Consider the following 24,252-nt stretch of genomic DNA (forward strand, 5'->3'; position numbering starts at 1 on the left):
GTGCGGAATCCACCGAGCGCGACGTTCCGTTGAGGCAGTTTCTGGTGGGAAGCTGGTGCGAAGCTGATGCGGGGAAGCGTTGCGTACGCTCTTCGAGCCTTTCGGTCACGGCGGACTGAGCTCCTAGATCCTTCGTCTGCCATACTCATTGGAGTCAAAGCCGGCCAAGACGGTGATCTGCGGACTGATTAGCGCTAAGCGCGCTGATGGCGAACCCACGGGGTACAAGCCATTCGCTTTTGATCCCGAGAAGCAGCTTTTGGCGTTGCCGCCTGAGGCGCAGCACGATCTCGATGTGCGTGATCCCCGTCTCCAGAAAACGGGTCAAAAGCTGCTGTCGAGCGACCAGCCGAGACATGTTCGCCAAGGGCCAACAGCCGAAGGGGTTGGTCCATACGACGCTTCGTCGGAACGCAAGGAGAAGCGCTGACACCCCCAAGCCAAGGCCCACTCCTACCGGCACACGATCTGGCGAACAAGTCGCTCCACGCTTGCGGCTTCGCCGGAATCGTTCGCATGTTTCGGCGAACGACGACGCAGGAGGAAACAAACGCCGCAAAACGTCACCTTTCTCCACACGACGCGGCAGATGAAGATTCCGGAATGTCCCTCGAACGACAGCACAAACTCATTCGCAAATATGTAGTACGGCGCGGAGATACAGGCCCCGAGGGCGTTTATGTTGCGCACCACGCATGGATGCGTCCCACGAATTCCATCAAATGACAGCCGCGCGGCCCGGTTGATCGGTATCCGCTCCATTGCTCGACGTTCGATCATCATGGCGAGATGCTCCGGGTGAGAAGGCTACTTTGCATCGAAGGACCGCAGCGATTGCGATCGCACTCCATGAAGTCAGCTTCCCGGCCCGCCGACGTCCGGAAAACGGCGATATCTGCCACGTTGATTTGCCCGCCTCACACTAACAAGCAGTCCTGTTGTCTTATTAAAATTCGATCAAATTGATGGTTAACTCGGACGCTTGACGCTTTCGAAAGCAGGCGGTCGGCTTGCCCTCGTAGCGTTACGGATGCCGCCTTTGGCGCGCGAATGCACGACCAGCAATCTTGCTCAGTTGGCTCGTCTGACGACAGCCAACCGTTCTTGGACTGGATGGTCTAAAGGGTCCGCTGCGGGTCAATAGCAAGCGTCGCAGGAACGGGCGCCAACGCAGCTATGGGCCAACAGGCGACATCGGCCGCGCAGCAAGAGACCGCCCGAAGGCGGTCTCGCACGCGAGAGAGAAGGCGTTCCGTCAAATATCAACTTGGATGGCCATGTTGGAGCGTACCCAATCGGATTGCCCAGCCTTGAGCCGCTTGGCCTGGAATTCTGCGAAAGCCGGATCGGCACCTAGTGCCGCCAAGGTGCGCCCATAAGCTTCTACGCTATCGAAGCGAGCGACGAAGGCGTAGTTCCCGACCTCGCCACCGATCACCGACCAATAGCTGACATCGGCCCCGTGCTTTCTCCAAAGTGTCGCGCCGTCCTTTGCAAGCTGTAAGATTGTCGCGAGATCGCTGCCGGGCCTTGGATGCGAAACGAACTGCATGACAACTGCAGGCATTTTCCCCTCCAATGAAAAATGATGGCGCCAAATAACCCGGTTGGTCATTTAGCCCGAGCAGAATTCCAAACGGTGCAGCCTCAGGCTTGATTTAAATCAATTTCATTTTTCCAGCTTGGCGGCAGTCTGCCCGTTCTTGCGCTGAATGACGACCTTGCATGGAGATCGCCCATGATGGAGCAGCGCAATCGAGTTGTTCAAGTCAGCCGCTTCGGTGATCCCGAGAGACTGGAGGTCGTCGACGCTCGCCTGCCCACCGCCGGCCGGGGCGAGGTGCGCGTTCGCGTGCTCGCGTCGAGCCTCAACTACACCGAGGTCTTGATCAGGCGCCATCTATACCCGCAAACGATGCGCCTTCGGCCGCCGTTCGTGATGGGCTACGACGTGGTGGGGGCAATCGATCAGCTCGGCGAAGGCGTGCACGACTTTCAGATTGGCGACCGGGTGGCCGACATGACGGTGGTCGGGTCAAACGCCGAGTATCGCACGCTTAGGGCGAACGACGTGGCCCGCGTGCCGGTGGGCGTAGACGCGGCCGAGGCGGCCACGCTGATCTTGAGCTGGACGACCGCGCACCAGCTTCTGCACCGTGTGGCCCAGGTCCAGCGAGGCCAACGTGTGCTCGTGCACGGAGCCGCCGGCGCAGTCGGTCAGGCGCTGCTCGTGCTCGGGAGACTGGCGGGCCTCGAGCTGTGGGGCACGGTGCGCGGCGAGCACATGGCGCTCGTCCGAGACCTGGGAGCAATCCCGATCGACTACAAGCATGAGGACTTCACGCAGGTTCTGCCGGGCGGGTTCGACGTCATCGTCGACGGCGTTGGCGAAGACGGCTATCGCCGCTCATTCGCGGCGCTCAAGCCAGGTGGCCTGCTCTGTGCCATCGGGTTCTCGGCGAGCGTGCAGGCAAAGCGTCGAATGCTCCCGATCGTGATGGAGATCGCGCGCCTCTATCTGTGGAGATTATTGCCCGACGGCAAGCGAGCCCGCTTTTACTCGGTAAATGCCATGCGGGCGCGACATCCCACCTGGTTCAAGGAGGACCTGGAGGAATTGTTCGAGCTTCTGGCAGAAGGTGCCATCCGGCCGCGCATCGCCGAGCGGATTTCCTTCGACGAGGTCGCCGAAGCTCACCGTCGCCTCGAGGCTGGCGGTCTCGAGGGCAAGCTCGTGCTGTGCCCCGATCTCTCCTCGCGACGCAGCCAGCGCGCCGCCTGACGCGGTGCGACGCTGCCCGGGCGTTTCCGCTACGGTCAGGACCGCCGCCCGGAATGACCGCCAACAACTTCCATTCGAACCCAAGACGCCGAGCCGGCTGTGAGCATGGCGATCGGCAGGAACGGGCCAAAAGGGGCCCTTACGGTCCCCGGCCGGGCGCTTCTGTGGAGCAGGCCGGACCGCCGCGGGGTTGGTCGGTTGCACCATTGTAATCCTGTTCGCTTAAGCTCGGCCCAGGCAGGAACCCCTTTCTGAGTTGCCGGTGTTTCCCGGGCGGATTCAGGTGGGCGAATGCAGTCGCGCAAAGAGCGGCCTACTCACCAGATCGACAGCAAGTGTTCGGGAGGCGAGGATGAGTGAAAGATTGCTGCCAGTGAGCAGATTTCTCATTCGGATGGGAGGCATTGGATGGATGGTTTACGATCGTGATCGCAGGGGTCCGGCGCTGATTGGACACGACGTGGCGGCCAATTTGACGAAGGAGCAGGCAGAACGGGCGTTGCACGCACTCACCGGCCCGGCAGAAGAGCCTGAGAGCTCGCCATCCCGTTCAAGCCTGGGTTTCCGCTAGGGGCTGTTATCGGACGCTAGGAGCAACATCAATTGAGTGCTTTGGATCTGATTTCGATCAGCGAGGCGGCCCCGCTGATCGGGATCAACTCGTCCCCCTCAGCCGCAAACAAACCACCCGGCCAGAATCCGTCTATTTCGGCTTGGACTCCTCGATATGAGCAAGGATCCGCTTTGCGTCCGCGCTGCCGGCCTGCGCCGCCTTGGCCAGCAGCCGCCTGGCCTCGGGAAGGTCCTGCCGGCCGCCGATGCCGTTGGCATTGCATCGGGCGAGATTGACCATGGCATCCAGCCCGCCCATGGCCGCGCTCTTCTGGTAAAGCGCCCGGGCCAGTTTCAGGTCCTGTTTGGTCCCCAGTCCTTTCTCGGCAAGCTCACCCATCCTGTTGAGGGCGGTCGCATCGCCGAGATCGGCGGCGCGCTGGTAGAGCGCATAGGCCTTTGCGGGGTCGCTGGCCGCACCGATTCCGCGCTCCTGCTGCAGGCCGAGGCTGACGAGCGCTGGTGCGATCTTCTTCTCGGCGGCCATCTCGTAGTAGAAGCGCGCGCGGGCGGGATCCTTCTCCACGCCGTTGCCGCTCTCGTACATCAATCCGAGCTCGTAGAGCGCACGCGCGTTGCCGAGTTCGGATGCCGCCTTGTAGCTCGCCATTGCCCCCGCATAGTCGCGCGCGGCGAACAGCGAGCGTCCGAGCTGGTAGTGCAGCCGGTCCGCCCCCGGTGATCGCTTGACCGCGTCCGTGCACGCCGCAACCGCTCCCGCCGCCTTTGCATCGTCGCGCGTGTCGCTCGGATCGGCGCCGATCGCCCTCGAATCCGCGAGCCCGGCAACGGAGTTGTCGCAGCGCTGCATGACGGCGGGATCGTCCTGGACGACCTGCTTGACGGGATTGAGATAGATCCTGTCCTTGGAGAGCTGGCCATACATGTACGGCGTCTGCTTCCGGTGCGTGGCCTGCCGGACGTCATCGCGAACGTTGCGAAACACGAAGTTGATCTCGAGGTCGGCCTGCGGGAGATATTTCAAGAGAGCCGCAGCGAAAGGGCTGTTGCGGCCTTCGCCGTCTTCCGCAGTTCGCCCGGGCTCCGCCGGAAAGAACACCAGCGTGTTGCGGATCGGTGCGCTTCCTGCCGAGGCGACGGAGGCGCTGCTGCGGCGACCGACCGGCATGGCAGGGAACGGGTTCTCCCTCATGGCATCCAGGATCACCAGACCGAGCCTGCGGGCCCGCGCCGCCCCGGCGATCGCCGCGGGCAGGGGAATGGTCTCGGCACTGGCCGACGCCGGTGTCGCAAGACGTGCGTCGACAGGGATCAGGTAACCGCCGACGCCGGCAGCCGCGCTGTATCCGGCAAAATAGAAGATCGCGATATCAGCCGCGGCGGACTTCTCGGTGAAGGCGCCGAGCCCCGCGCGCAGCTCGCCGATGGTGGCGTCCTTGCGCAGATCGACGTCGAAGCCGAGGCCGGTGAGAGCTGTGGCAATGTCCTCGGCGTCGTTGACCGGCGTGCCGAGCCGTGGCGCGTTCGCGTAGCTCGCATTTCCAATGACGAGGGCGACACGGTGGCCTGCGGCTTCTGCTTCCGCGCCAAACAGGAGCCCGATGGCAATGAACGGTGCCAGCCAGCGCAAGATGACGTCGCGTCCCTTAGTGGATGTCTGAATAGTGGATGTCTGAATGGAGCTGCCGCCTCACCCAGTCACGATAGGTGAGGAAATCGAGGCCGAGCAGACCATAGTCAACCCGCAGAAACCCGTCCACTCCCGATGACACCGCCGCGGGAATCTGCCGCGCGACCTCCTGCGCCATCACGCCGACATAATGCGTCGCGTCGCCCTTGTACCGGTAGCGATAGAGGTGGAGACCGCTGGCGGTCTGGCCGAGCGCCGCGATGTCCTCCTTGAGGCGGATGTCGGATGGAATGGTGACGCGGCTCGCGGCATTCGAAGCGGCCTGCGATGCCGCTCTGCTGGCCGCGCTGGATGCGGCGCTCGATGCCGATCGGCTGGCGGCGCTCGACGCCGCGGATGACGCGGCTCGGCTGGCTGCGGCTGATGCGGCCTGCGATGCCGCCCGGCTGACCGCAGTCGAAACGGCATTGCTGACCACATTGCCGACGACGTTGCTGACGACACCGCTGACCACGTTGCCGACATTCTGGTTCACGCGGGCGACGACGCGCCGGTATTCGCGATTGCGAACCTTCTCTTCTTCCGAGCGGGTGTAGGCGGAGACCAGCAGCCCGCGCTTGCGCGCCTCGGTCACCGCGTTGATCATGCATCCCTTGGGATTGCCCTTGGCCCGGCAGAGCTGGAATTGAAGCTGGACGTAGTCGGGGTATTTCTTGATGGATCTGGCGCATGCCCCGGCATCACCGTCGAAGCAGGAATTCACGTCGCTATCCTGCGCGGTGCGCAGCATCAGCTCGGTGGAATTGACCGGTCGCAGCGCAAGGTCGCTGCCCGCCGGCAGGCGGTTATGGCGCGAGCTCGGATAGCGTTCGGCAAACCGGCCGACCACGCCCTTGTCGCGCGATTCCTTCAGCACGTCCCATGCCTTCTCGATCGACTCCGAACTGCCGGCGGACGTCTCGGCCGAGGCGAGCTGATAGCTCGCTGGCGGCGGACCGGGCATCTCGACCTGTCCACCGGCCTGGCCAGGTTTTGCCGACTTCTCGAGCGAGGCCAGCGTGACACGGGCGCTCTCGACATGCTCGCCGAACGGATAGAGATCGAGATAGGCGCGGTAGGCCGCGAGCGACTTCTGTCGCTCGACGATCGTCCAGGCGTTTGCTTCCGCGGTCTGCAACTGCGCAATGCGCTGGTCGATTTCGCCTGTATGTGCGCTCGCCGGGAATTGCCGGGCGAAGCGGCGCAAGGTCGCGATCTCGTTGGTCGAGCGAACGAACTCCCAGGCGACCTGCTCGGCATCTGCTCCGCTGTCGCTGGTTGCGACGGCCGCATCGCCGTCGAGATAGATGTCGCCCTTCGGCAGGGTGCCGTAGATCGCGGGCTCCTGCGTTCCGGTCTCCTTCCAGACTTCGTCATGCACGATCCGGAAGAGATAGTTGATCTCGAGCTGCGGCGTCTCGACGTGGCGCAGCAGCGAGCCGGAGTAGGGGCTGTTGCGTCCGGCGCCGTCGCTGGCGGTCGTGCCGGCGGCGGCGGCGAAGGCAACGAGCACGTTGTCGCTCACCTCGACAGGGGCAAGACCGCGCGCGCCCGCCGTGAGCGGCGTCGGGGCGCTGGGCGTGCCGGACGCGGGCGCAGCCGCAGCCTTTGATGGCGCAGGCCGCGACGACAGCGCGCGTCCTGCGGCGGCGATCTTCGTCGTCTCGAACGGGTCGTTGCGACAGGAATCGAGAACCACGAGACCGATGATCTTCGGCATCACCGAGATATCGATCAGGGTCTCGAGATTGATCGCCTCGGCATAGACGTCGATCTCGGACTTGATCTCGGCATCGACCGGAATCAGCCAGTTCTTTCCGTCCATTTCGACGCCATGGCCCGCGAAGAAGATCACTGCCTTGTCGGCCGTCTTCGCGGCGTTGCCGAATTCGATGAGGGCCTGCCGGAAATGGTTGTAGTCGAGGTCGGCGAGGTGCTTGACGGAGTATCCGAGCCGGCCCAGCGACGTCGCCATGTCGGCCGCGTCGTTGGCGGGATTGATGAGTTTTGGGACTTTACGGTAGTCGCTGTTGCCGACGACGAGCGCGATCCTGTCTCCGGCCGCGGCCTGCGCCTGCAGCGAAACGAGGATCGACAGCATCACAAACCCGAAAACAACAAACCGACGCGCGAGCCCCTGCAATCTGGAGGCGCGAGGTAGGGCTGCGAAAGTGCAGATCCTGAAATGACCCTGCATCAGCGGAAACTCAGAAATCGAAAAATATGGCAAAAACAGGCATGGGCGGTTGGTTGATCGATTCTACCTCAAGAGGGGCTGAATGACGACATCAAAGGCTTGTGCTGTCAGGGCTTCTTGAACCGGGGCGGGCGTTGCCTCGACCAAGAAGCTGCACGCAAGGACCGGTGAAACCAAGCGTGCAGCGCCGGTGTTGATGGCGAGTAGCGGCAAGGCCGGCGACAAATTCGGAGACTCCGGGATGACCAGCACAATGAGTTTTGCCCGCGCGCCAATTCTGGTCCTTCCGCTTCTCATGGCTTTCTGCGGCGTGGCCCGCTGCGATGATCCGGCCGAGTCGTCACGCGAGTCGATCATTCAGAACGTTCGTGAGGACGTGCGGCGACACATCCGCGCACAGCAGACGAAGGAAGCCGGCAAGCCCTCGAAGAGGACGGAGCTGAGCCAGGACGTCACGCCGCGTCGTGCCGCTAAGAAGCGAAACCGCACCATGGCGGAGTAGGGCGATATTGGCTCTCACACTACCGGCCATGACGAGGGCAGTCTTCACCCGATTGGGTGAGAAACCGGTCTCTAGCCGATGCCGTTCAGGAGGGTCGAGAGCACCGCGACCAGCTCGGCCTGCCGATGCACACCCAGCTTCGAAAAAACGCTCTTGAGCTGCGTTCTCGAGGTCTCTTTGGAGATGCTCAGGCGTTCCGCAACCTTGTCCAGCGCCTCGCCGGTGGAGAGCTGGATCGCAAGGCGCGCTTCTGCGCCGCTCAGCTTGTAGACCGAGCGGAGCGTGGTCTCGGTCGGGACGCTTCTCGCGTCGGGGTCGACGAGGACGATGATGGCCTGGCAATCGGCCAGCGCGTTGTTCATGGTCGGCCGTAGCCGCGCCGGATAAGCAAGCAACGGTCTCCGCTCTTTTCGGGGAAGGGCCACAGGGCCGTGCAAGCCCGGCCTGGCCTGGTTCAGAACCCGGGACAGCGCGCGGTCAAGGTTGGGAAAGGACGCTTCCGCGCCATGGACCAGCTTCCCGTTCTTGATCCGGATTTCGCCGGACAGAAGCTGCTCGGCCACCGCGTTCGCTTCGAAGATCTTGCCGTAGCGATCGACGAGGACAGCCGCCATGTTGCTCGCTGAATAAGCCTCCATCGCCCCGGATGTCGCGGCTTCGCCAAGGATCCGGGCCGTTGCCGTCGCCGTTGCAAGCGACCGGGACAATTTTCCCAGTTCGGCTTTTTCTGCGGCAGAGAACGGGCCCTGATCGATGCGTCGCTGGATCGACAGACACCAGGCGTCGTCTTCGAAGAAAACCCCGACGCCCGCAAACCAGCGCAACCCGTGCGGGGCCAGAAACTCCTGATAGTAGGGAAGGGTGGAGATCGTATCGGCACTGAAAATGTCGAGATCGTCGATCACGCCGAATTTCTGCATGAGCGGGATGCCGCGAATCCGCTCATCCCGCAGGTGCCATCCGTCACGAACATAGCTGTCGAACGAGCCGGATAATGAGTCCGTGAAGGGCAACGTGCGAAGAACGCCGCCACTGACCGGAAGCAGGAGTGCCCCATGGCTTTCGGTTGTCGATGCGACCGTCTCCAGTGCCCGGGTCCATCTCGTGGAGTCGACAGCCGCTTCTGCGAAGGCGCCCTCAATGGCACCCAAGTCCCAAATTGCCATTGCAAATTTATCCCTGAAATCGCTCGAACGATAAAATCGAAGAACGGGAGATGTCTAGGCGGATTCAACCCGGGGACGTGGTGCGGTGCTACCACGTGCTAACGAGGCTCGGGAATGTGTTGCAAATGAGCATCAGGTGGAAGCGTTCGATGGGCCCGCACGGCAATTCACCCAATCGGGTGAAGACGCCGCAGCTGCCGTGCAAATAGGTTCCGGCATGAGGAGTTCGCGGGACCAAATCCTGCGCGGACGCTCGGGGCAAAATAATAGGGGGCTTATCGAATACCATGAGGCCAGGAATTTTCCGTCACGGCGTTGCCGTTGCCGCATTTGCTTTGCTTAGTTTGTTTGCTGCGCGACCTGCCCTGGCCCAGTCGTCGGGGGTCAATATTCCGCAGGAAGTCGTCAAGAACGTCATCCAGAACATCATCCAGAACGTTCGCGATCAGATTCAGCATCGCCGGGTCATTCCCCCGCCGGGAACGCTGCGCTTCAGCGGCGAGGAGTCGGATTTCGATCGTCGTGATCCGTTCGCGTCCAGGGGTGTCAGCAATCCGTTCAGCGCGCTGGCCTACGCCAAGGCTCCGGCGCTTGCGGCGCCGCCCCCGGCGATGTGGCTTTACGGCGGCAACCTCGTCGGCAGCGGCGACAGGGCGCAAACGACCGGGGTCGAGGTGAGCGTTGCGACGGTGACCGGCGCGGTCGATGTGACCAAGATCGGTATCTTCACCGCAACCGACGCGCTGACCTTCATCGGGACCGGCTCTCACTCATGGGCGCACAGCTTCGCGACCGGCGGGTTCATTATGGATGGCTCCACACCATCGACCTCCGGCACCCTGTCTTATCTCAACGGCGGTTTCTCGACTGACTTCACGGCCATCGCAAGCTGGACCCACAACACCTCCAACACGGTCCTTGTCGCGGGCGGTGACTCCAGCGGCATCTCCTATACCTGGAATGGCCAATACCGGTTCGACTTCCCGTACACCGTGTGGATCGAGCCCACGGCCGGCGTGACCTATTCGGAGAGCTTCACCTCCAGCTTTGGCAGCAAGACCGGTGACTCGACCGAAGTGCACGGTGGCGCGCGCGCCGGTTTCGAGGCCAAGTGGATGGGCTTCACGGTCCAGCCGTCGATTTCAGGGCAGTACTACGAGATCGTCGACTCGAGCGGCGCCGGTGGCGGCATTGTCGGCTTCGTTGGTGGTGGGCTCGGCGCGACCGGCACGTATGGCGTTCGCGGCTCGGGCAAGATCAACGTGCTCTGGACGCCGCAACTGTCGTCTTACCTCGAAGTTCACGGCAGCAGCATCACGGTGCCGAACAAGGCCCTGGTGGCCCCGATTGCCACTGGAACCTCGATCGCTGGTGCGCAGGCGGGTGTTCGCTACACCTGGTAACGCAGTCTGAGATCTCGAAGGACAGATGCCCGCCATGCCCGGCGGGCATCTTTTTTGGTCCATCTTTTTTGGTCCATCTCATACCTGGCTTGGGGGGCGGTGGGCTGCAAACCAAACGAAAAGGCCGCCCGGAGGCGGCCACGTTGTCCAACGCACGACGCAATCAAGCGAAGTCCGGTCCTTAGCGAACTTCCGACGTTCCTGCGCTGGTCACCACCACCGGCTTGCCGGCCTTGATGACCTGGGTCGACTGAGCGGTCTGGCTATAATCGGCATTGGTACGGGCTGCGATCCCGAAGCCGGCCACCAGGATGCCTGCCACAAGCGCCACCACCACGATCTTCAGGTGGGTCGCACGATCAGCAGAGTGAATTGAGTGGTTCATCTGAGCCTCCCGACGGGCTTGGCCGCCGTCTGTAGGCTCATCTCTTAAGGACCATCTGTTTCCGGATGGTTTCACGGGTTCCGCAAAATGGTTTCATTAATAACCCCGCTTGGTTTCGCCGGGCTTTCGGCCTAGGGGGCCGTAGGGGAGCCGGAACCGGGGCATCGCAGGCGGAAAACTATCGTGAAATCAATGTGAGGCGTCTCCCGGGCCACGGCCATCGCCATCTGCCGGTGTCTTACCTGCCGCGTAATCGCGGGGGCCGCTTCCCTTCGCCATGATCGCTTTACATCGGCCGCAAACGATGAGCGCCGGGCGATCCGCAAGGGAGAAGTCCAATGAACCGTCGAACCGTCCTCGAAGCCACCCTGCTTGGGACCGCCTTTGCGGCGGCGTCCGTTGCGCGCGCGCCAGTCGCGGCCCAGCCGGCAGCACGATCGCCCTATGTGACCGCCAGGGATGGCACGAGGCTCTTCGTGCAGGATTGGGGAAGTGGCCGTGCCGTACTTCTGCTGTCGGCCTGGACGTTCGATGCGAGCACCTGGGGCAGCCATATCGCCGCGCTGACCGAGAAGGGCTTTCGGTGCGTCGCGCCTGACAGGCGCGGGCACGGCCGCTCCGAGATGCCGCCTGCCGGCTACGATCTGGACACGCTGACCGATGACGTCGCCGCGGTGATCGAGCAGCGCGACCTGCGCGACGTGACGCTGGTCGGCTTCTCGATGGGAACGGCTGAGGCGGCGAACTATCTCGCGCGTCACGGATCGGAGCGGATCGCAAGGCTCGTGCTGGTCGCGCCGACGACGCCGTTCCTGATCAGGAGCGAGGACAATCCGGACGGGATTCCGAAGACCATGATCGAGGCCGACAATGCGGCCATGGCGAGCGACTTCGCCAGATGGATCGCCGCGAACGAGGCGCCGTTCTTCACCGCCGACACGCCCGAGATCACACGGACCTGGATCCGCGAGATGATGCTGAGCGTGCCGCTGCCGGTGGCGCTGGCTTGCCGCAAGACCATCGCATTCGCCGATCTCCGCAAGGCCGTCGCCGCGATCGATCGCCCGACGCTGATCGTCCATGGCGACAAGGATGCCAGCGCGCCCCTGCCGCTGACGGGGGCCAAGACCGCCAGGCTGATCAAGGGCAGCAAGCTCACAGTTTATGAGGGCGCGCCGCATCCGCTTCCGCTCACGCATTGCGAGCGCCTGCTTGCGGACATGCTCGCCTTCATGGGCGCCTGAAGTCAGCTCGCCCGCTTGATGTCTGTGCGGATGGTCCGCGCCGCCCAGATGAAGAGCAGCGCGCCCAGCGTCGTCGTGACCGCCGCCGAGAGCAGGGAATAGCGCACGGCGTCCGCACCATAGCTGCCCTTCAGGGCGTCGTTCACCATGCCGACCGCGAGCGGGCCGACGCCCTGGCCGAAGCAGGTGGCGGTCAGCGCGATCAGCGCGGACGCGAGTGCCCGCATGCTGGGCTTGGCCACCGTCTGCGCGATCGCGAAGATCGGGCCGAGATGGAAGCCGACCAGGAACGAGGTCAGCGCCAGCATGGCGACCATCATGGCAAAGTCCTGCGTCAGCATGCAGAGCGCGAACACGGGGCCGGCGAGGCCGGAGGTGATCGCGGGGGCCCACAGCTTCCAGCGATCGTCGCGGCGGCTCACTTGCGCCACCACGAAGCCGCCGAGCAGGGTGCCGGCCATCCCGGCGAGCCCCTTGAAGGTGCCGGCATAGGTGCCGATCTCGGCGCTCGACAGGTGATGCACGCGGGCGAGGAACGGCGGGATCCAGGCCGCGGTGGCGTAGTTCGTGTAGGTGGTCAGGCAGAAGCCGATCAGGACGATGATGAAGCTCCGCTGCGAGCCGAGGAAGCGCAGCGTCGGCCCAAGCGGCTCGGGCACAAAGCTCTCCTGCATCGCGCCGCGCTTGGGCTCGGAGATCGTCAGCCACAGGATGATCGCGAGCAGGATGCCGGGCAGGCCCGCCACGTAGAAGGCCATCCGCCAGCCATAGTGCTGGTTGATATAGCCGCCGACGAAATAGCCGAGGAAGACGCCGAGATAGGTCCCGATGGCGTAGATGCCGAGCGCGCGCGGGCGTTCGTTCTTGGCGAAGAGATCGGCGACGATGGACTGCGAGGCCGGCGAGCCCGCGGATTCGCCGATGCCGACGCCGATGCGCGCCAGCGCCAGCGAGGTCACGCTCGAAGCCGCGCCGCACAGCGCCGTCATCGCGCTCCAGAACGCAAAGGCGACCGCGACGATGTTGCGCCGGTTGAGCCGGTCGGCGACGCGTGCGATAGGAATGCCGAGGAGCGAATAGAACAGCGCGAAGCCGAAGCCCGCGAGCAGACCCATCATGGTGTCGCTGAGGGCGAACTCCTTCTTGATCGGCTCGATCAGGACATTGAAGATCGTGCGGTCGAGGAAGTTCAGCGCGTAGATGATGGTGAGCAGGCCCAGCACGTAATAGCGCCGCGGCGAGGGCGTTGCCGCGGCGGGCGTCTGCACCGACACTTGTGACGTCACATCGACCATCGCATCCCCCCAATTTGTCTTTGTTATCGTTGCCGGTCCAGCCCTTCGTGGGGCTGGTTGAGAGCGTTTTCGTGCGAAGCGGGCTCTACCCTTCGCGGATGTAGTTCCCCGCTTCGAACTCGACGGGCGGTGCGCTCGCATCGAACGACACGCCGATCGGGTCGCGACCCGCCTCCATCGCTTCCAACTGCTCGCCGAGCATGCGCCGGATCATCAGGATGCCACGGTCGCTCTGGCCGAAATGCTCCTCGGAGTGGACGGTCACGGGGCCCTGGCCGACCTGGGCCTCGTAATCGCCGGGGAATTGCTGGTGCTCTTGCTCCGTCATGTCCCACCAGAACTTGCCGTTGAACTTCGAGCGCATGCGGCCGATGTCACCGGAGTTTTTCACGCGGCCGGCGACGTAGATGCGGAACGAGGTGTCGTCGATCGGCAGCGTCCAGCCGATCGACTCGACGCGGGCGAATTGCGCGACGCGCGGATTGGGCACCACGCGCAGGGTGGGCAGGGCGGCTTCGGTGACGCGATAGAACACCTTGCCGTCGTCCTGCTTGCGGATCGACCGCACCGCGATGCCGCGCGGCGTCTTGTCGAACTTCACCTCCGGCATCGAGGCCATCATGTTGGTGAATTGCGGCCCCGAGAACGAGCCGTGCAGCACCGGCACGTGATAGGGATCGACCACGTTTTCGAAATGCTGCAGCCAGTTGCAGGGGATGACGGCCGGCCCGCCGCCGCCGATCGAGGAGTCATCGGCCTCGACGAACTCGCCGTCGTCCATGTTTTCAAGGCACTCGTAGCGCGGCAGCACCGGGCGTTTCTCCGCCGGGCCCATATAGGCGAAGATCAGGCCGTAGCGCTCCTCGACCGGGTACCAGGGCTGGCGCACCTTGTCCTTGAACTGGCCGCCGTCGGGCTCGCAGGGCTGCTCCAGGCAATGGCCTTCGGTGTCGAACTTCCAGCCGTGATAGCAGCAGCGGATGCCGTCTTCCTCGACCTTGCCGTAGTAGAGCGTGGTGCCGCGATGGCAGCAGCGCGCGTGGAGCAGGCCGGCGCGGCCATGCTTGTCGCGGAACAGCACCAGATCCTCGCCCAGAGCGCGCACCTTCTTCGGCGTGTCGGTGGCGTCGCTGACAAGCCCGACCGGATGCCAGTAGCGGCGGAGCAGTTCGCCCATCGGCGTGCCGCGCACGACCGAGGTGAGCTCGGTGCGGGTGTGCGCGGGCTTCATCGCATAGGCCGTGCCGAGATCGCGATCCCGCTGGGTGATCGTCATGCTGTTCCTCCCGCCGCTGGCCTTGGTGGCCGGGCCTTTTGATGTCTTGCCCCAGTGAAAAATAATTCGATGACAATGTCAACGATCTTCCAAATGCCTCTAAGTCGCATTCAGATGAGGCTGGGGAGAGCGCCCGCCGGGATCTGGAGTTGGGCTTGGCAGGCCACGGCTTTCTTGGCACAGGTGAAGCATGAACCAGACACCGGGCAGGGACGGTTGGACGACGTGCGATACGGACGATAGCGAGCCGGCGCCGATCACCGCGATGCTGTCGTCGCGGCTGATGGTGCTGGCCAATCTGCTCAGGCGCGGCGCCATCCTGCGCTACAAGCGGATTGCCGGGTTGTCCTCGGTCGAGTTCGGCCTCGTCGCCTCGCTCGGCCGCCGCCCGCCGATGAGCGTGGCGCGGCTCGCAGAGGCGGTCGGCCAGGACAAGGGACAGATCAGCCGAGCGCTGGCCGAACTCGTCTCGCGCAAGCTGATCGCGAAGTCGGCAAATCCGAAAGACAGCCGCGAGGTTCTGGTCTCGCTCACTGACGCCGGCCTCAAGGCACATGATGCGATCGTCGAAGGTGCGAAGGAGCGCAACCGGCGCCTGCTGAAACATCTGAGCGAAGCCGAGTTCGACTCGCTGTTGCGGCAGGTCGACCAGCTCACCGCGATTGCTGCCGAGATGCTCGAGAGCGAAAAAAACGCGCGCTGAGTTCCCGGCAATCTCCGGAAATATTGGATCGCCTCTAAGAGACTCTCTAAGAGCCTCTCTAAGAAGCATTCAATTAGGGAATTTGCGCACCCTCACATAAGCGTCACCCAAACGCATGCCGTGTCGGGACATGACGGCATGACGCATCAAACTTGCAGCTTTGGGGTGGCGCGTTGAACAGTCTTGGAATGCTGCGGTCGGCCGTGTTGGCGACCGCATCCGCTTGGGTTTTAGTGCCGCAAGCATCGCTCGCACAATCGTCCTCGCAGGGTGGCGCGCAGAATCTTCCGTCCGTGACCGTCACCGCGCCGGAAGCGCGTCGCCGCGCGCCCGTATCCGCCGCACGTGCTGCGCCGCGACGCGTGGTGCAGACCGCGAGCAGAAACAAGCCGCTGCCGCAGCGTAATGCCGGCTTCGTCGAGACGGCGCGTGGTCCGGTGAACGGATACGTCGCCGGCCGCAGCTCGTCGGGCACCAAGACCGACACGCCGATCATGGAGACGCCGCAGTCGGTGTCGGTGATCGGCGCCGATCAGATCCGCGACCAGAAGCCCGCCAAGTTCGACGAGATATTGCGCTACGCGGCCGGCGTGCGGGCAGGGACGTTCGGCGCGGACACGCGCAACGATTGGTTCCTGATCCGCGGCTTCAAATCTGACGACGTCGGCCTGTTCCTCGACGGCATGCAGCTGTTCTACACGTCCTATGCGAGCTGGAAGCTGCAGCCATTCAACCTGGAGCGCGTGGAGATCCTGCGCGGTCCGTCGGCGGTGTTGTACGGCGGATCGAGCCAGGGCGGTATCGTCAACGCGATTTCCAAGATGCCGCCGGCTGAGCCGATCCGATATGTCGAGGCCGGCGTCAACAATTTCGGCAACGGCTATCTCGCCTTCGACTTCGGCGGTCCTGTCGCAACCAAGACGGAATCCGGCAAACTGTTCTATCGTGTCGTCGGCCAGATTCAGAATGGCGGTACCCAGGTCGACTTCACCCCCGACAACAACTACTTCATCGCCCCGTCCTTCACCTGGAAGCCGGACGCGGACACCTCATTCACGGTGCTGGCGTCAGCCTCGAAGCAAGACACGCGCGGTATTGGTTTCTTGCCTTACGTCGGTACCGTCGTGGACGCGCCATGGGGTAAGATTCCCACCAGCCGCTTCGTCGGCGATCCCAGCGTCGACAAGTTCACGCGCGAGCAGGAGATGATCGGCTATCAGTTCGAGCGCAACCTCTCCGATAGCGTCACTGTCCGTCAGAACGCGCGCTTCGCCCATGTCAATGTGAACTATGCAACGCTGTACGGCCTCGGCTACGCCACGACGGCCGCCGCCGCCAATCTGGCGCGTGGCAACTTCTTCACGAACGGCGTCGCCAACCAGTCCAATCTCGACAATCAGCTTGAATACCGCTTCGCGACCGGTCCGGTCCAGCACACCGCCTTGTTCGGGATCGACCTCAAACACTACAAGATCGACGACTACCAGGGCTTCGGCGCGGCGGACCCCATCAACCTGATCAATCCCGTCTACACGCCGACGGCACCGTTCAGCGGCGCGCCGTATCAGAACGCGACGCTGACGCAGAAGCAGGTCGGCGTCTATGTGCAGGACCAGATCAAGTTCGATCGTCTCACATTCGTGTTGTCGGGCCGCAACGACTGGGTCGACACCAACAACGACAACCACATCGGCGCGAGCCTTGGACGCAACGACAGCGCGTTCTCGGGCCGTGCCGGCCTGATCTACAATTTCGACAATGGACTCGCGCCTTACGCTTCCTACGCGACGAGCTTTAACCCGATCATCGGTACCAATTTCACGCTGACCCCGAACCAGCTTTATTTGCCGGAAACCGCCAAGCAGGCGGAAGTGGGCGTGAAGTATCAGCCGCTCGGCTTCGACGGTCATTTCGGCATCGCCTATTTCGACCTGAAACGTTCGAACGTGCTCACCACCGATCCGTCCAATGTGCTGCATTCAATCCAGACCGGAGAGGTGACCTCGCGCGGCATCGAGCTCGAGGCGGTGGCGAACGTGATGCCGGGCCTGAAGGTGACGGCGTCTCATACGGTCTATGACATCTTCGTCAGCCGCGATGGCGACGCCACCCTGATCGGCAAGGTGCCGACCAACACGCCGAGCCAGCTCACGTCGGGCTGGGCCGATTACACGCTCCAATCCGGACCGCTCGCTGGGCTCGGCTTCGGTGGCGGCGTTCGCTATGTCGGCAAATCCTATGCCGATAACTTGAACACGCTGGAGGTCCCGTCTTATCTGTTGGGCGATGCTGCCATTCATTACGAGTGGCAGGGATGGCGATACGCGCTCAACGTCGCCAACATCACGGACAAGATTTACGTGGGAAGCTGTTCCTCCCCAACCGCGTGCTTCTACGGCGACCGCCGCCGCGTCACCGCGAGCGTCTCTTACAAATGGTGATGCCGATGATGGGGACAGGCGAGGGCAGCTTCGCGCGTCCCTGATCCCGACCGTCCAGCTGTTCTGCCGGCCGGACAACCGCTGATCTTCCCAGGGGAGATCGATGAGCTCCCGGCCATGCCCCCCGGCCCGAGCTCATGCGAGCGTGGCGCGTGCGACGGCCCAGCGTCGCCGCCGCGCTCGCGGCGGCCGCCCGGCACCGACACATTCGCCGGACGAGCCCCGGTCCCGTCGGGATGCATGGCTCGTCTGACGATTTGCGCCTGTGGATACGTGTCCTGGCTGCAACTATCGCGCAATTGGCTTCGGCGATCACAGCTTGTTGGTTGCGCGGCTCCGGACGGCGGCCCGGCAATATGTCGACCGGGTGACGATCAGGGGCGTCCGCCGCGCTCATTGCCTCGGTCCGGGTGCGCCGCCGCACCAAAAATCCGTGCATTTTGGGCCAATGCTGCGAGCAGGGAGCGGCCCAAAGAGCGGCCTTGGTCTTTGCACTGCAATCTCGGAACGTCCGCCGTGCAATGCGACCGTTTCCCTTGCTGGCTCTGGCGATCTGCTCCATACCAGCCGCGGGGTGATTCCGGGATTTCTACCGTTGTGGGGCGGCAAAGGGCCTGAAAAGAGCGTGTCTTGCGCCCATTGGTGCACTGCGCTAAGGCTCAGAATAATTCCAAATCGGGACGAATCCGCGGCTCCCCCGACGTCGCGGGAAAAAGGGCTCGCAATGAGCGGCATTCTGCAGAACTATCTTCCACTTGTCGTCTTCATAGGGGTAGCGGGCCTCATTGGCCTGGTGCTGTTGATCGCGCCTTTCATCGTGGCGTTCCAGCAGCCTGACCCGGAAAAGCTGTCGGCGTATGAGTGCGGTTTCAACGCCTTCGACGACGCGCGCATGAAGTTCGACGTCCGCTTCTATCTGGTCGCCATCCTCTTCATCATCTTCGACCTCGAGGTGGCGTTCCTGTTTCCCTGGGCGGTGGCGTTCGGCAAGCTTGGCGCGACCGGCTTCTGGTCCATGGTGGTGTTTCTCGCCGTGCTGACGGTCGGGTTCGCCTATGAATGGAAGAAAGGGGCACTGGAATGGGATTGAACCCTGTAACGTCCACCGGTCCGGTCGTCGCGCCGGCCGCCAAGGGCATTCTGGATCCGTCGACCGGGAGGCCGGTCGGGGCCAATGATCCGTTCTTCCTCGAGGTCAATTCGGAGCTGTCCGACAAGGGCTTCTTCACGGCCGCGACCGACGACCTCATCACCTGGGCCCGTACCGGCTCGCTGATGTGGATGACCTTCGGTCTGGCCTGCTGCGCCGTCGAGATGATGCAGGTGTCGATGCCGCGCTACGACGTCGAGCGCTTCGGCTTCGCCCCGCGTGCCTCGCCGCGCCAGTCCGACGTGATGATCGTCGCCGGCACGCTGACCAACAAGATGGCTCCGGCTCTGCGCAAGGTCTACGACCAGATGCCCGAGCCGCGCTACGTCATCTCGATGGGCTCCTGCGCCAACGGCGGCGGCTACTATCACTATTCCTACTCGGTCGTGCGCGGCTGCGACCGCATCGTGCCGATCGACATCTACGTGCCGGGCTGCCCGCCCACGGCGGAAGCGCTGCTCTACGGCGTGCTGCTGCTGCAGAAGAAGATCCGGCGCACCGGCACCATCGAACGCTAAGGTTTTACGTCATGGACGACGGCAAGCTCGACGCCCTTGGGCAAACGATCGTGAGCGCGCTTCCGGGCGCCGCCACCGGTCATACGGTGGCCTTCAACCAGCTGACGGTTGATGTCGAGGCCGGCAAGATCGTCGAGGTGGTCAAGTACCTCCGCGACGATCCGAACTGCCGCTTCGTCAACATCACCGACGTGACGGCGGTCGATTACCCCTCGCGCGAAAAGCGCTTCGACGTGATCTACCACTTCCTCTCACCGACCCTGAACACGCGGATCCGGCTGCGGGTTGCCGCCGACGAGACCACGCAGGTGCCGTCGCTGATCAACGAGTTCCCCGGCGCCGACTGGTTCGAGCGCGAGGCCTATGACCTCTACGGCGTGTTCTTCGTCGGTCATCCCGACATGCGCCGCCTCCTGACCGATTACGGTTTCGAGGGCCATCCGCTGCGCAAGGACTTCCCGCTCACCGGTTTCGTCGAGGTCCGCTACGACGACCAGGAGAAGCGGGTCGTGTACGAGCCGGTCCGGCTCAACCAGGAATTCCGCAAGTTCGATTTCCTCTCGCCGTGGGAAGGGGCGGACTATCCGCTTCCCGGTGACGAGAAGGCGGGACCGAAGGCCTGATCATGAACGAGCAACCCGAAAACCTTCGCAATTTCACCATCAATTTCGGCCCGCAGCATCCGGCCGCGCACGGCGTGTTGCGCCTGGTGCTGGAGCTTGACGGCGAAATCGTCGCCCGCGTCGATCCCCATATCGGCCTGCTTCACCGCGGCACCGAGAAGCTGATCGAGCAGAAGACCTATCTGCAGGCGATCCCGTATTTCGACCGCCTCGACTATGTCGCGCCGATGAACCAGGAGCACGCCTTCTGCCTCGCGGCCGAAAAGCTGCTCGGTATCGAGGTGCCGCGCCGCGGCCAGCTCATCCGCATCCTTTATTGCGAGATCGGCCGCATCCTCTCGCACCTTCTCAACGTCACCACGCAGGCGATGGACGTCGGCGCGCTGACCCCGCCGCTGTGGGGTTTCGAAGAGCGCGAGAAGCTGATGGTGTTCTACGAGCGTGCGTCCGGCAGCCGTATGCACGCTGCCTTCTTCCGCGTCGGCGGCGTGCATCAGGACCTGCCGCAGAAGTTGGTCGACGACATCGAGGCCTGGTGCGATCCGTTCCTGAAGGTCGTGGACGACCTCGATCGCCTGCTGACCGCCAACCGCATCTTCAAGCAGCGCAACGTCGACATCGGCGTGGTGCCGCTGAAGGAAGCCTGGGAGTGGGGCTTCTCCGGCGTGATGGTGCGCGGTTCGGGCGCGGCCTGGGACCTGCGCAAGTCGCAGCCCTATGAGTGCTACGCCGAGATGGATTTCGACATTCCGATCGGCAAGAACGGCGACTGCTACGACCGCTACCTGATCCGCATGGAAGAGATGCGCCAGTCCGTGCGCATCATGAGGCAGTGCATCCAGAAGCTGAATGCGCCGGATGGCAAGGGCCCCGTCGTCGTCGCCGACAACAAGGTCGCGCCGCCGCGCCGTGGCGAGATGAAGCGCTCGATGGAAGCGCTGATCCACCACTTCAAGCTCTACACCGAAGGCGTTCACGTGCCGGAAGGCGAAGTTTACGCCGCGGTCGAGGCGCCGAAGGGCGAGTTCGGCGTCTATCTGGTCTCCGACGGCACCAACAAGCCCTACAAGTGCAAGATCCGCGCGCCGGGCTTTGCACATCTGCAGGCGATGGATCACATCTGCCGCGGCCATCTGCTCGCCGACGTTTCCGCGATCCTGGGCTCGCTCGACATCGTGTTCGGAGAGGTCGATCGGTGATGGCGCAGGCGCCAATCCAGTTTGACCGTGCCTCGGGGGCCCTTGAAGGGGCCAACCTGTGGGAGCGGACGGCTGCCTTGGCGCTGGTGACGGGATCGAAGATCTCCTCGCACTTCTCGCATATGGGCTACATCGCCTGCGCCAATCTGCTGGCGAAGACGCTGCCCAGGCGCAACATCGCGATCAAGCTCAATCCCGACGCCGTGTTCGAGTTCCCTTACGGCGACGGCTACTGGAGCAAGCTGCTCAACCGCTCGTACAACTATGAAGACGAGCTCGAGCTCTTGTTCGCCGACTCCATCGACGTCGATTACACGCTGCTCGATTGCGGCGCCAATTACGGCTACTGGTCGGTGCTGGTGTCGAGCAAACCGTTCGGCGCCCACAAGGCGATCGCGATCGAGCCGTCGGGCCAGAACTATCCGAAGCTCGCCAACAACGCTCGCGTCAATGGCGGCCGCTTCGAGACCCTGAAATGCGCGATCGGCGCCACGCGCGGCACCGCGCGTCTGTCAGGCACCAAGCACGAGGCCTTCAGCATCGCCGGCGCCCCGTCGGCCGGTGGCGAGGACGTGCCGGTGCTGGCGCTCGACAATCTGATCGATGACGGCAAGGTCGCGGCCAGCGGCAAGTACCTGATCAAGCTCGACGTCGAGGGCGTCGAGATCGAGGCGATCAAGGGCGGTGCCCGGCTGCTCCAGGCCGACAGCGTCATCATGTGCGAGGAGCACGGCAGCGACCGCTCGCATGCGGTGTCGCGCTACATCCTCGAGCAGACCCCGCTGAAGCTGATCGTGTTCGATCCGCGCAGCAACCGGATGGAGACCGTGACCGAGCTGTCGATCCTCGACCGCATCAAGGTCTCGACCCACGTCGGCTACAACGTTTTCGGCACCGCAAGCGCGTTCTGGCAGGACAGGATCGATGCCCTGAACGCCAAGACCGCGCGCCGTATGCAGTGAGAGATAAGATATGTCTGTTCGCCGTTTAGCACCGAAGGAAGTCCAGCCCGCGAGCTTTGCGTTCACGGAGGAGAACCTCGCGTTCGCCAAGCAGCAGATCGCGAAATACCCGGCCGGCCGTCAGGCTTCCGCCGTCATCGCCATCCTCTGGCGCGTCCAGGAACAGCACGAAGGCTGGGTCTCGGAAGCCGCGATCCGCGCCGTCGCCGACCTGCTCGACATGCCCTATATCCGCGCGCTGGAAGTTGCGACCTTCTACACGATGTTCCAGCTCGCTCCCGTCGGCAAGAAGGCCCACGTCCAGGTCTGCGGCACCACGCCGTGCCGCCTGCGCGGCGCCGAGGATCTGATCCACGTCTGCGAGCACCGCATCCATCACGAGCCCTTCCATCTCTCCAAGGACGGCAATTTCAGCTGGGAAGAGGTGGAGTGCCTCGGTGCCTGCGTGAATGCGCCGATGGTGCTGATCGGCAAGGACACCTATGAGGATCTGACCAAGGAAACCTTCGGCAAGGTGCTCGACGGCTTCGCTTCGGGCAATCCGCCCAAGCCCGGCCCGCAGAACGGCCGCCAGTTCTCGGCGCCCAGCGGTGGGCCGACCACGCTGAAGGAGAGCACCTGATGGGTGATCTCATCGCAATTGGAGGGGGCGAGGCCGTGAATAAATGGGGCTTCGTTGCCATGCATGCCGCGGTCGCGGCGGCCTTCATGTTCACCCTGCAGCGCTTCGCGATGAACGCGTCGCAGGAATCCAGTCTGCTCTGGGCGCTGACATTCGCCGTCTGCGCCGCCGGACTTGCCTACAAGCAGTCCAATCGTTGATCGGAAAGCACTGATATGCTCGAGGACAAGGACCGCATCTTCAAGAACCTCTACGGCCTCCACGATTGGGGGCTCGAGGGTGCGCGGCGCCGCGGCGCCTGGGATGGCACCAAGAACATCATCGACAAGGGCCGCGACTGGATCATCAACGAGATGAAGGCGTCGGGCCTGCGCGGCCGTGGCGGCGCCGGCTTCCCGACCGGTCTGAAATGGTCCTTCATGCCGAAGGAATCGACCGACGGCCGTCCGAGCTATCTCGTCGTCAACGCCGACGAATCCGAGCCGGGCACCTGCAAGGATCGCGAGATCATGCGGCACGATCCGCATCTCCTGATCGAAGGCTGCCTGATCGCGAGCTGCGCGATGAATGCGCACACCTGCTACATCTATGTCCGCGGCGAGTTCATCCGCGAGCGCGAGCATCTTCAGGCCGCGATCGATCAGGCCTATGACGCCAAGCTGGTCGGCAAGGACAACGTCAACGGCTGGCCGTTCGACATCTACGTCGCGCACGGCGCCGGCGCCTACATCTGCGGTGAAGAAACCGCGCTGCTCGAAAGCCTCGAAGGCAAGAAGGGCCAGCCGCGCCTGAAGCCGCCGTTCCCGGCGAACGTCGGCCTCTATGGCTGCCCGACCACCGTCAACAATGTCGAGTCGATCGCGGTCGCGCCCGACATCCTGCGTCGTGGCGCCGCCTGGTTCGCCGGCATCGGTCGTCCGAACAATGTCGGCACCAAGCTCTTCTGCATCTCCGGTCATGTCGAGCGGCCCTGCAACGTCGAAGAAGCCATGGGCATTCCGTTCCGCGAGCTGATCGACAAGCATTGCGGCGGCATCCGCGGCGGCTGGGACAATCTCAAGGCCGTGATCCCCGGCGGCTCGTCGGTGCGCATGGTGCCGGCCGAGCAGATCATCGACACGCCGATGGATTTCGACAGCCTGAGCAAGCTGCGCTCGGGTCTCGGCACCGCGGCCGTGATCGTGATGGACAAGTCCACCGACCTGATCCGCTCCATCGCCCGCATCTCCTATTTCTACAAGCACGAGAGCTGCGGCCAGTGCACGCCGTGCCGTGAGGGCACCGGCTGGATGTGGCGCGTGCTCACCCGCATGGCCGAAGGCCGCGCCCACAAGCGCGAGATCGACATGCTGCTCGAAGTCACCAAGCAGGTCGAAGGCCACACCATCTGCGCGCTCGGCGACGCGGCGGCTTGGCCGATCCAGGGCCTGATCGCGCATTTCCGTCACGAGATCGAAGCGCGCATCGACCAGTATTCGCACAAGGCCGACATCGATGATGCCGGCGTCCGCGATCCCGTGAACATGGTCGCGGCGGAGTAGA

Annotated in this window: 22 protein-coding genes; 14 read left to right on the forward strand and 8 right to left on the reverse strand. The window is 63.6% G+C overall.

Annotated elements, in window-relative coordinates; genetic code table 11:
- Positions 1–453: 453 nt before the first annotated feature.
- A complete protein-coding gene (locus tag VGR99_RS15340) occupies positions 454–783 on the reverse strand; it encodes a PilZ domain-containing protein (RefSeq protein ID WP_326899323.1) in 330 nt (109 codons plus the stop codon).
- 472 nt (positions 784–1,255) lie between these two features.
- Positions 1,256–1,567: a hypothetical protein gene (locus VGR99_RS15345; protein WP_326899325.1), complete on the reverse strand. Its 312-nt coding sequence runs from the start codon at positions 1,565–1,567 to the stop codon at positions 1,256–1,258.
- Positions 1,568–1,738: 171 nt separating this feature from the next.
- Here VGR99_RS15345 and VGR99_RS15350 point away from each other — a divergent pair, with 171 nt between their 5' ends.
- The gene (locus tag VGR99_RS15350; protein ID WP_326899326.1) at positions 1,739–2,782 is read left to right on the forward strand and encodes a medium chain dehydrogenase/reductase family protein; all 1,044 of its coding nucleotides are present in this window, start codon (positions 1,739–1,741) and stop codon (positions 2,780–2,782) included.
- A gap of 703 nt (positions 2,783–3,485) precedes the next feature.
- On the opposite strand, the gene VGR99_RS15355 is transcribed toward VGR99_RS15350, so the two are convergent.
- Together VGR99_RS15355 and VGR99_RS15360 are read right to left on the reverse strand one after the other, a co-directional pair.
- Positions 3,486–4,985, reverse strand: coding sequence for a caspase family protein (locus VGR99_RS15355; RefSeq protein WP_326899327.1), 1,500 nt, complete (start codon positions 4,983–4,985; stop codon positions 3,486–3,488).
- 16 nt (positions 4,986–5,001) lie between these two features.
- Positions 5,002–7,125 (reverse strand): caspase family protein, encoded by a 2,124-nt coding sequence (locus VGR99_RS15360; protein WP_326899328.1) that lies wholly within the window; start codon positions 7,123–7,125, stop codon positions 5,002–5,004.
- Between the two features lie 337 nt (positions 7,126–7,462).
- Between VGR99_RS15360 and VGR99_RS15365 the strand changes: the two genes are divergently transcribed.
- Positions 7,463–7,723: a hypothetical protein gene (locus tag VGR99_RS15365; protein WP_326899329.1), complete on the forward strand. Its 261-nt coding sequence runs from the start codon at positions 7,463–7,465 to the stop codon at positions 7,721–7,723.
- Between the two features lie 71 nt (positions 7,724–7,794).
- Here VGR99_RS15365 and VGR99_RS15370 read toward each other — a convergent pair whose 3' ends face one another.
- Positions 7,795–8,889, reverse strand: a complete 1,095-nt coding sequence (locus tag VGR99_RS15370) for a helix-turn-helix transcriptional regulator (RefSeq protein WP_326899330.1) — start codon at positions 8,887–8,889, stop codon at positions 7,795–7,797.
- A 287-nt stretch (positions 8,890–9,176) separates the two neighbouring features.
- On the opposite strand from VGR99_RS15370, the gene VGR99_RS15375 reads away from it, so the two are divergent.
- Positions 9,177–10,292 (forward strand): hypothetical protein, encoded by a 1,116-nt coding sequence (locus VGR99_RS15375; RefSeq protein WP_326899331.1) that lies wholly within the window; start codon positions 9,177–9,179, stop codon positions 10,290–10,292.
- A 181-nt stretch (positions 10,293–10,473) separates the two neighbouring features.
- On the opposite strand, the gene VGR99_RS15380 is transcribed toward VGR99_RS15375, so the two are convergent.
- Positions 10,474–10,677 carry a hypothetical protein gene (locus tag VGR99_RS15380; RefSeq protein ID WP_326899332.1) on the reverse strand — a complete coding sequence of 68 codons (204 nt, stop codon included), beginning with the start codon at positions 10,675–10,677 and terminating at the stop codon, positions 10,474–10,476.
- A 338-nt stretch (positions 10,678–11,015) separates the two neighbouring features.
- On the opposite strand from VGR99_RS15380, the gene VGR99_RS15385 reads away from it, so the two are divergent.
- Positions 11,016–11,921 carry an alpha/beta hydrolase gene (locus tag VGR99_RS15385; protein ID WP_326899333.1) on the forward strand — a complete coding sequence of 302 codons (906 nt, stop codon included), beginning with the start codon at positions 11,016–11,018 and terminating at the stop codon, positions 11,919–11,921.
- 2 nt (positions 11,922–11,923) lie between these two features.
- On the opposite strand, the gene VGR99_RS15390 is transcribed toward VGR99_RS15385, so the two are convergent.
- Positions 11,924–13,216, reverse strand: a complete 1,293-nt coding sequence (locus tag VGR99_RS15390; RefSeq protein ID WP_326899334.1) for an MFS transporter — start codon at positions 13,214–13,216, stop codon at positions 11,924–11,926.
- An 85-nt stretch (positions 13,217–13,301) separates the two neighbouring features.
- A complete protein-coding gene (locus tag VGR99_RS15395) occupies positions 13,302–14,492 on the reverse strand; it encodes an aromatic ring-hydroxylating dioxygenase subunit alpha (protein WP_326899335.1) in 1,191 nt (396 codons plus the stop codon).
- 190 nt (positions 14,493–14,682) lie between these two features.
- On the opposite strand from VGR99_RS15395, the gene VGR99_RS15400 reads away from it, so the two are divergent.
- From VGR99_RS15400 to nuoF, 10 genes are all read left to right on the forward strand, one after another.
- On the forward strand, positions 14,683–15,195 hold the full coding sequence (locus tag VGR99_RS15400; RefSeq protein WP_326899336.1) for a MarR family winged helix-turn-helix transcriptional regulator: 513 nt from the start codon (positions 14,683–14,685) through the stop codon (positions 15,193–15,195).
- A gap of 188 nt (positions 15,196–15,383) precedes the next feature.
- A complete protein-coding gene (locus VGR99_RS15405; protein ID WP_326899337.1) occupies positions 15,384–17,636 on the forward strand; it encodes a TonB-dependent siderophore receptor in 2,253 nt (750 codons plus the stop codon).
- A 724-nt stretch (positions 17,637–18,360) separates the two neighbouring features.
- Positions 18,361–18,726 carry an NADH-quinone oxidoreductase subunit A gene (locus VGR99_RS15410; RefSeq protein ID WP_008136158.1) on the forward strand — a complete coding sequence of 122 codons (366 nt, stop codon included), beginning with the start codon at positions 18,361–18,363 and terminating at the stop codon, positions 18,724–18,726.
- Positions 18,717–19,304, forward strand: a complete 588-nt coding sequence (locus tag VGR99_RS15415; RefSeq protein WP_326899339.1) for an NADH-quinone oxidoreductase subunit B family protein — start codon at positions 18,717–18,719, stop codon at positions 19,302–19,304. The genes VGR99_RS15410 and VGR99_RS15415 overlap by 10 nt, the downstream gene beginning before the upstream one ends.
- Positions 19,305–19,315: 11 nt before the next feature.
- Positions 19,316–19,927, forward strand: coding sequence for an NADH-quinone oxidoreductase subunit C (locus tag VGR99_RS15420; RefSeq protein WP_326899341.1), 612 nt, complete (start codon positions 19,316–19,318; stop codon positions 19,925–19,927).
- 2 nt (positions 19,928–19,929) lie between these two features.
- Positions 19,930–21,126 (forward strand): NADH-quinone oxidoreductase subunit D, encoded by a 1,197-nt coding sequence (locus tag VGR99_RS15425; protein ID WP_326899342.1) that lies wholly within the window; start codon positions 19,930–19,932, stop codon positions 21,124–21,126.
- Positions 21,126–22,088, forward strand: coding sequence for an FkbM family methyltransferase (locus tag VGR99_RS15430; RefSeq protein ID WP_326899343.1), 963 nt, complete (start codon positions 21,126–21,128; stop codon positions 22,086–22,088). Before VGR99_RS15425 ends, VGR99_RS15430 begins: the two co-directional genes overlap by 1 nt.
- A 10-nt stretch (positions 22,089–22,098) precedes the next feature.
- On the forward strand, positions 22,099–22,710 hold the full coding sequence (nuoE, locus tag VGR99_RS15435) for an NADH-quinone oxidoreductase subunit NuoE (RefSeq protein ID WP_326899344.1): 612 nt from the start codon (positions 22,099–22,101) through the stop codon (positions 22,708–22,710).
- Positions 22,710–22,910 (forward strand): hypothetical protein, encoded by a 201-nt coding sequence (locus VGR99_RS15440; protein WP_326899345.1) that lies wholly within the window; start codon positions 22,710–22,712, stop codon positions 22,908–22,910. Before nuoE ends, VGR99_RS15440 begins: the two co-directional genes overlap by 1 nt.
- A gap of 15 nt (positions 22,911–22,925) precedes the next feature.
- Positions 22,926–24,251 carry an NADH-quinone oxidoreductase subunit NuoF gene (gene nuoF / locus VGR99_RS15445; RefSeq protein WP_326899346.1) on the forward strand — a complete coding sequence of 442 codons (1,326 nt, stop codon included), beginning with the start codon at positions 22,926–22,928 and terminating at the stop codon, positions 24,249–24,251.
- Position 24,252 lies beyond the last annotated feature (1 nt).

It is taken from the genome of Bradyrhizobium sp., from assembly GCF_035935975.1.
Taxonomy (GTDB): domain Bacteria; phylum Pseudomonadota; class Alphaproteobacteria; order Rhizobiales; family Xanthobacteraceae; genus Bradyrhizobium.

Excerpts from the sequence above, each read along its gene's own strand:
- VGR99_RS15340 (WP_326899323.1), bottom strand. The coding sequence starts at position 783 with ATGATGATCGAACGTCGAGCAATGGAGCGGATACCGATCAACCGGGCC.
- VGR99_RS15345 (WP_326899325.1), bottom strand. The coding sequence starts at position 1,567 with ATGCCTGCAGTTGTCATGCAGTTCGTTTCGCATCCAAGGCCCGGCAGC.
- VGR99_RS15350 (WP_326899326.1), top strand. The coding sequence starts at position 1,739 with ATGATGGAGCAGCGCAATCGAGTTGTTCAAGTCAGCCGCTTCGGTGAT.
- VGR99_RS15360 (WP_326899328.1), bottom strand. The coding sequence starts at position 7,125 with ATGCTGTCGATCCTCGTTTCGCTGCAGGCGCAGGCCGCGGCCGGAGAC.
- VGR99_RS15365 (WP_326899329.1), top strand. The coding sequence starts at position 7,463 with ATGACCAGCACAATGAGTTTTGCCCGCGCGCCAATTCTGGTCCTTCCG.
- VGR99_RS15370 (WP_326899330.1), bottom strand. The coding sequence starts at position 8,889 with ATGGCAATTTGGGACTTGGGTGCCATTGAGGGCGCCTTCGCAGAAGCG.
- VGR99_RS15375 (WP_326899331.1), top strand. The coding sequence starts at position 9,177 with ATGAGGCCAGGAATTTTCCGTCACGGCGTTGCCGTTGCCGCATTTGCT.
- VGR99_RS15380 (WP_326899332.1), bottom strand. The coding sequence starts at position 10,677 with ATGAACCACTCAATTCACTCTGCTGATCGTGCGACCCACCTGAAGATC.
- VGR99_RS15385 (WP_326899333.1), top strand. The coding sequence starts at position 11,016 with ATGAACCGTCGAACCGTCCTCGAAGCCACCCTGCTTGGGACCGCCTTT.
- VGR99_RS15390 (WP_326899334.1), bottom strand. The coding sequence starts at position 13,216 with ATGGTCGATGTGACGTCACAAGTGTCGGTGCAGACGCCCGCCGCGGCA.
- VGR99_RS15395 (WP_326899335.1), bottom strand. The coding sequence starts at position 14,492 with ATGACGATCACCCAGCGGGATCGCGATCTCGGCACGGCCTATGCGATG.
- VGR99_RS15400 (WP_326899336.1), top strand. The coding sequence starts at position 14,683 with ATGAACCAGACACCGGGCAGGGACGGTTGGACGACGTGCGATACGGAC.
- VGR99_RS15405 (WP_326899337.1), top strand. The coding sequence starts at position 15,384 with ATGCTGCGGTCGGCCGTGTTGGCGACCGCATCCGCTTGGGTTTTAGTG.
- VGR99_RS15410 (WP_008136158.1), top strand. The coding sequence starts at position 18,361 with ATGAGCGGCATTCTGCAGAACTATCTTCCACTTGTCGTCTTCATAGGG.
- VGR99_RS15415 (WP_326899339.1), top strand. The coding sequence starts at position 18,717 with ATGGGATTGAACCCTGTAACGTCCACCGGTCCGGTCGTCGCGCCGGCC.
- VGR99_RS15420 (WP_326899341.1), top strand. The coding sequence starts at position 19,316 with ATGGACGACGGCAAGCTCGACGCCCTTGGGCAAACGATCGTGAGCGCG.
- VGR99_RS15425 (WP_326899342.1), top strand. The coding sequence starts at position 19,930 with ATGAACGAGCAACCCGAAAACCTTCGCAATTTCACCATCAATTTCGGC.
- VGR99_RS15430 (WP_326899343.1), top strand. The coding sequence starts at position 21,126 with ATGGCGCAGGCGCCAATCCAGTTTGACCGTGCCTCGGGGGCCCTTGAA.
- nuoE (WP_326899344.1), top strand. The coding sequence starts at position 22,099 with ATGTCTGTTCGCCGTTTAGCACCGAAGGAAGTCCAGCCCGCGAGCTTT.
- VGR99_RS15440 (WP_326899345.1), top strand. The coding sequence starts at position 22,710 with ATGGGTGATCTCATCGCAATTGGAGGGGGCGAGGCCGTGAATAAATGG.
- nuoF (WP_326899346.1), top strand. The coding sequence starts at position 22,926 with ATGCTCGAGGACAAGGACCGCATCTTCAAGAACCTCTACGGCCTCCAC.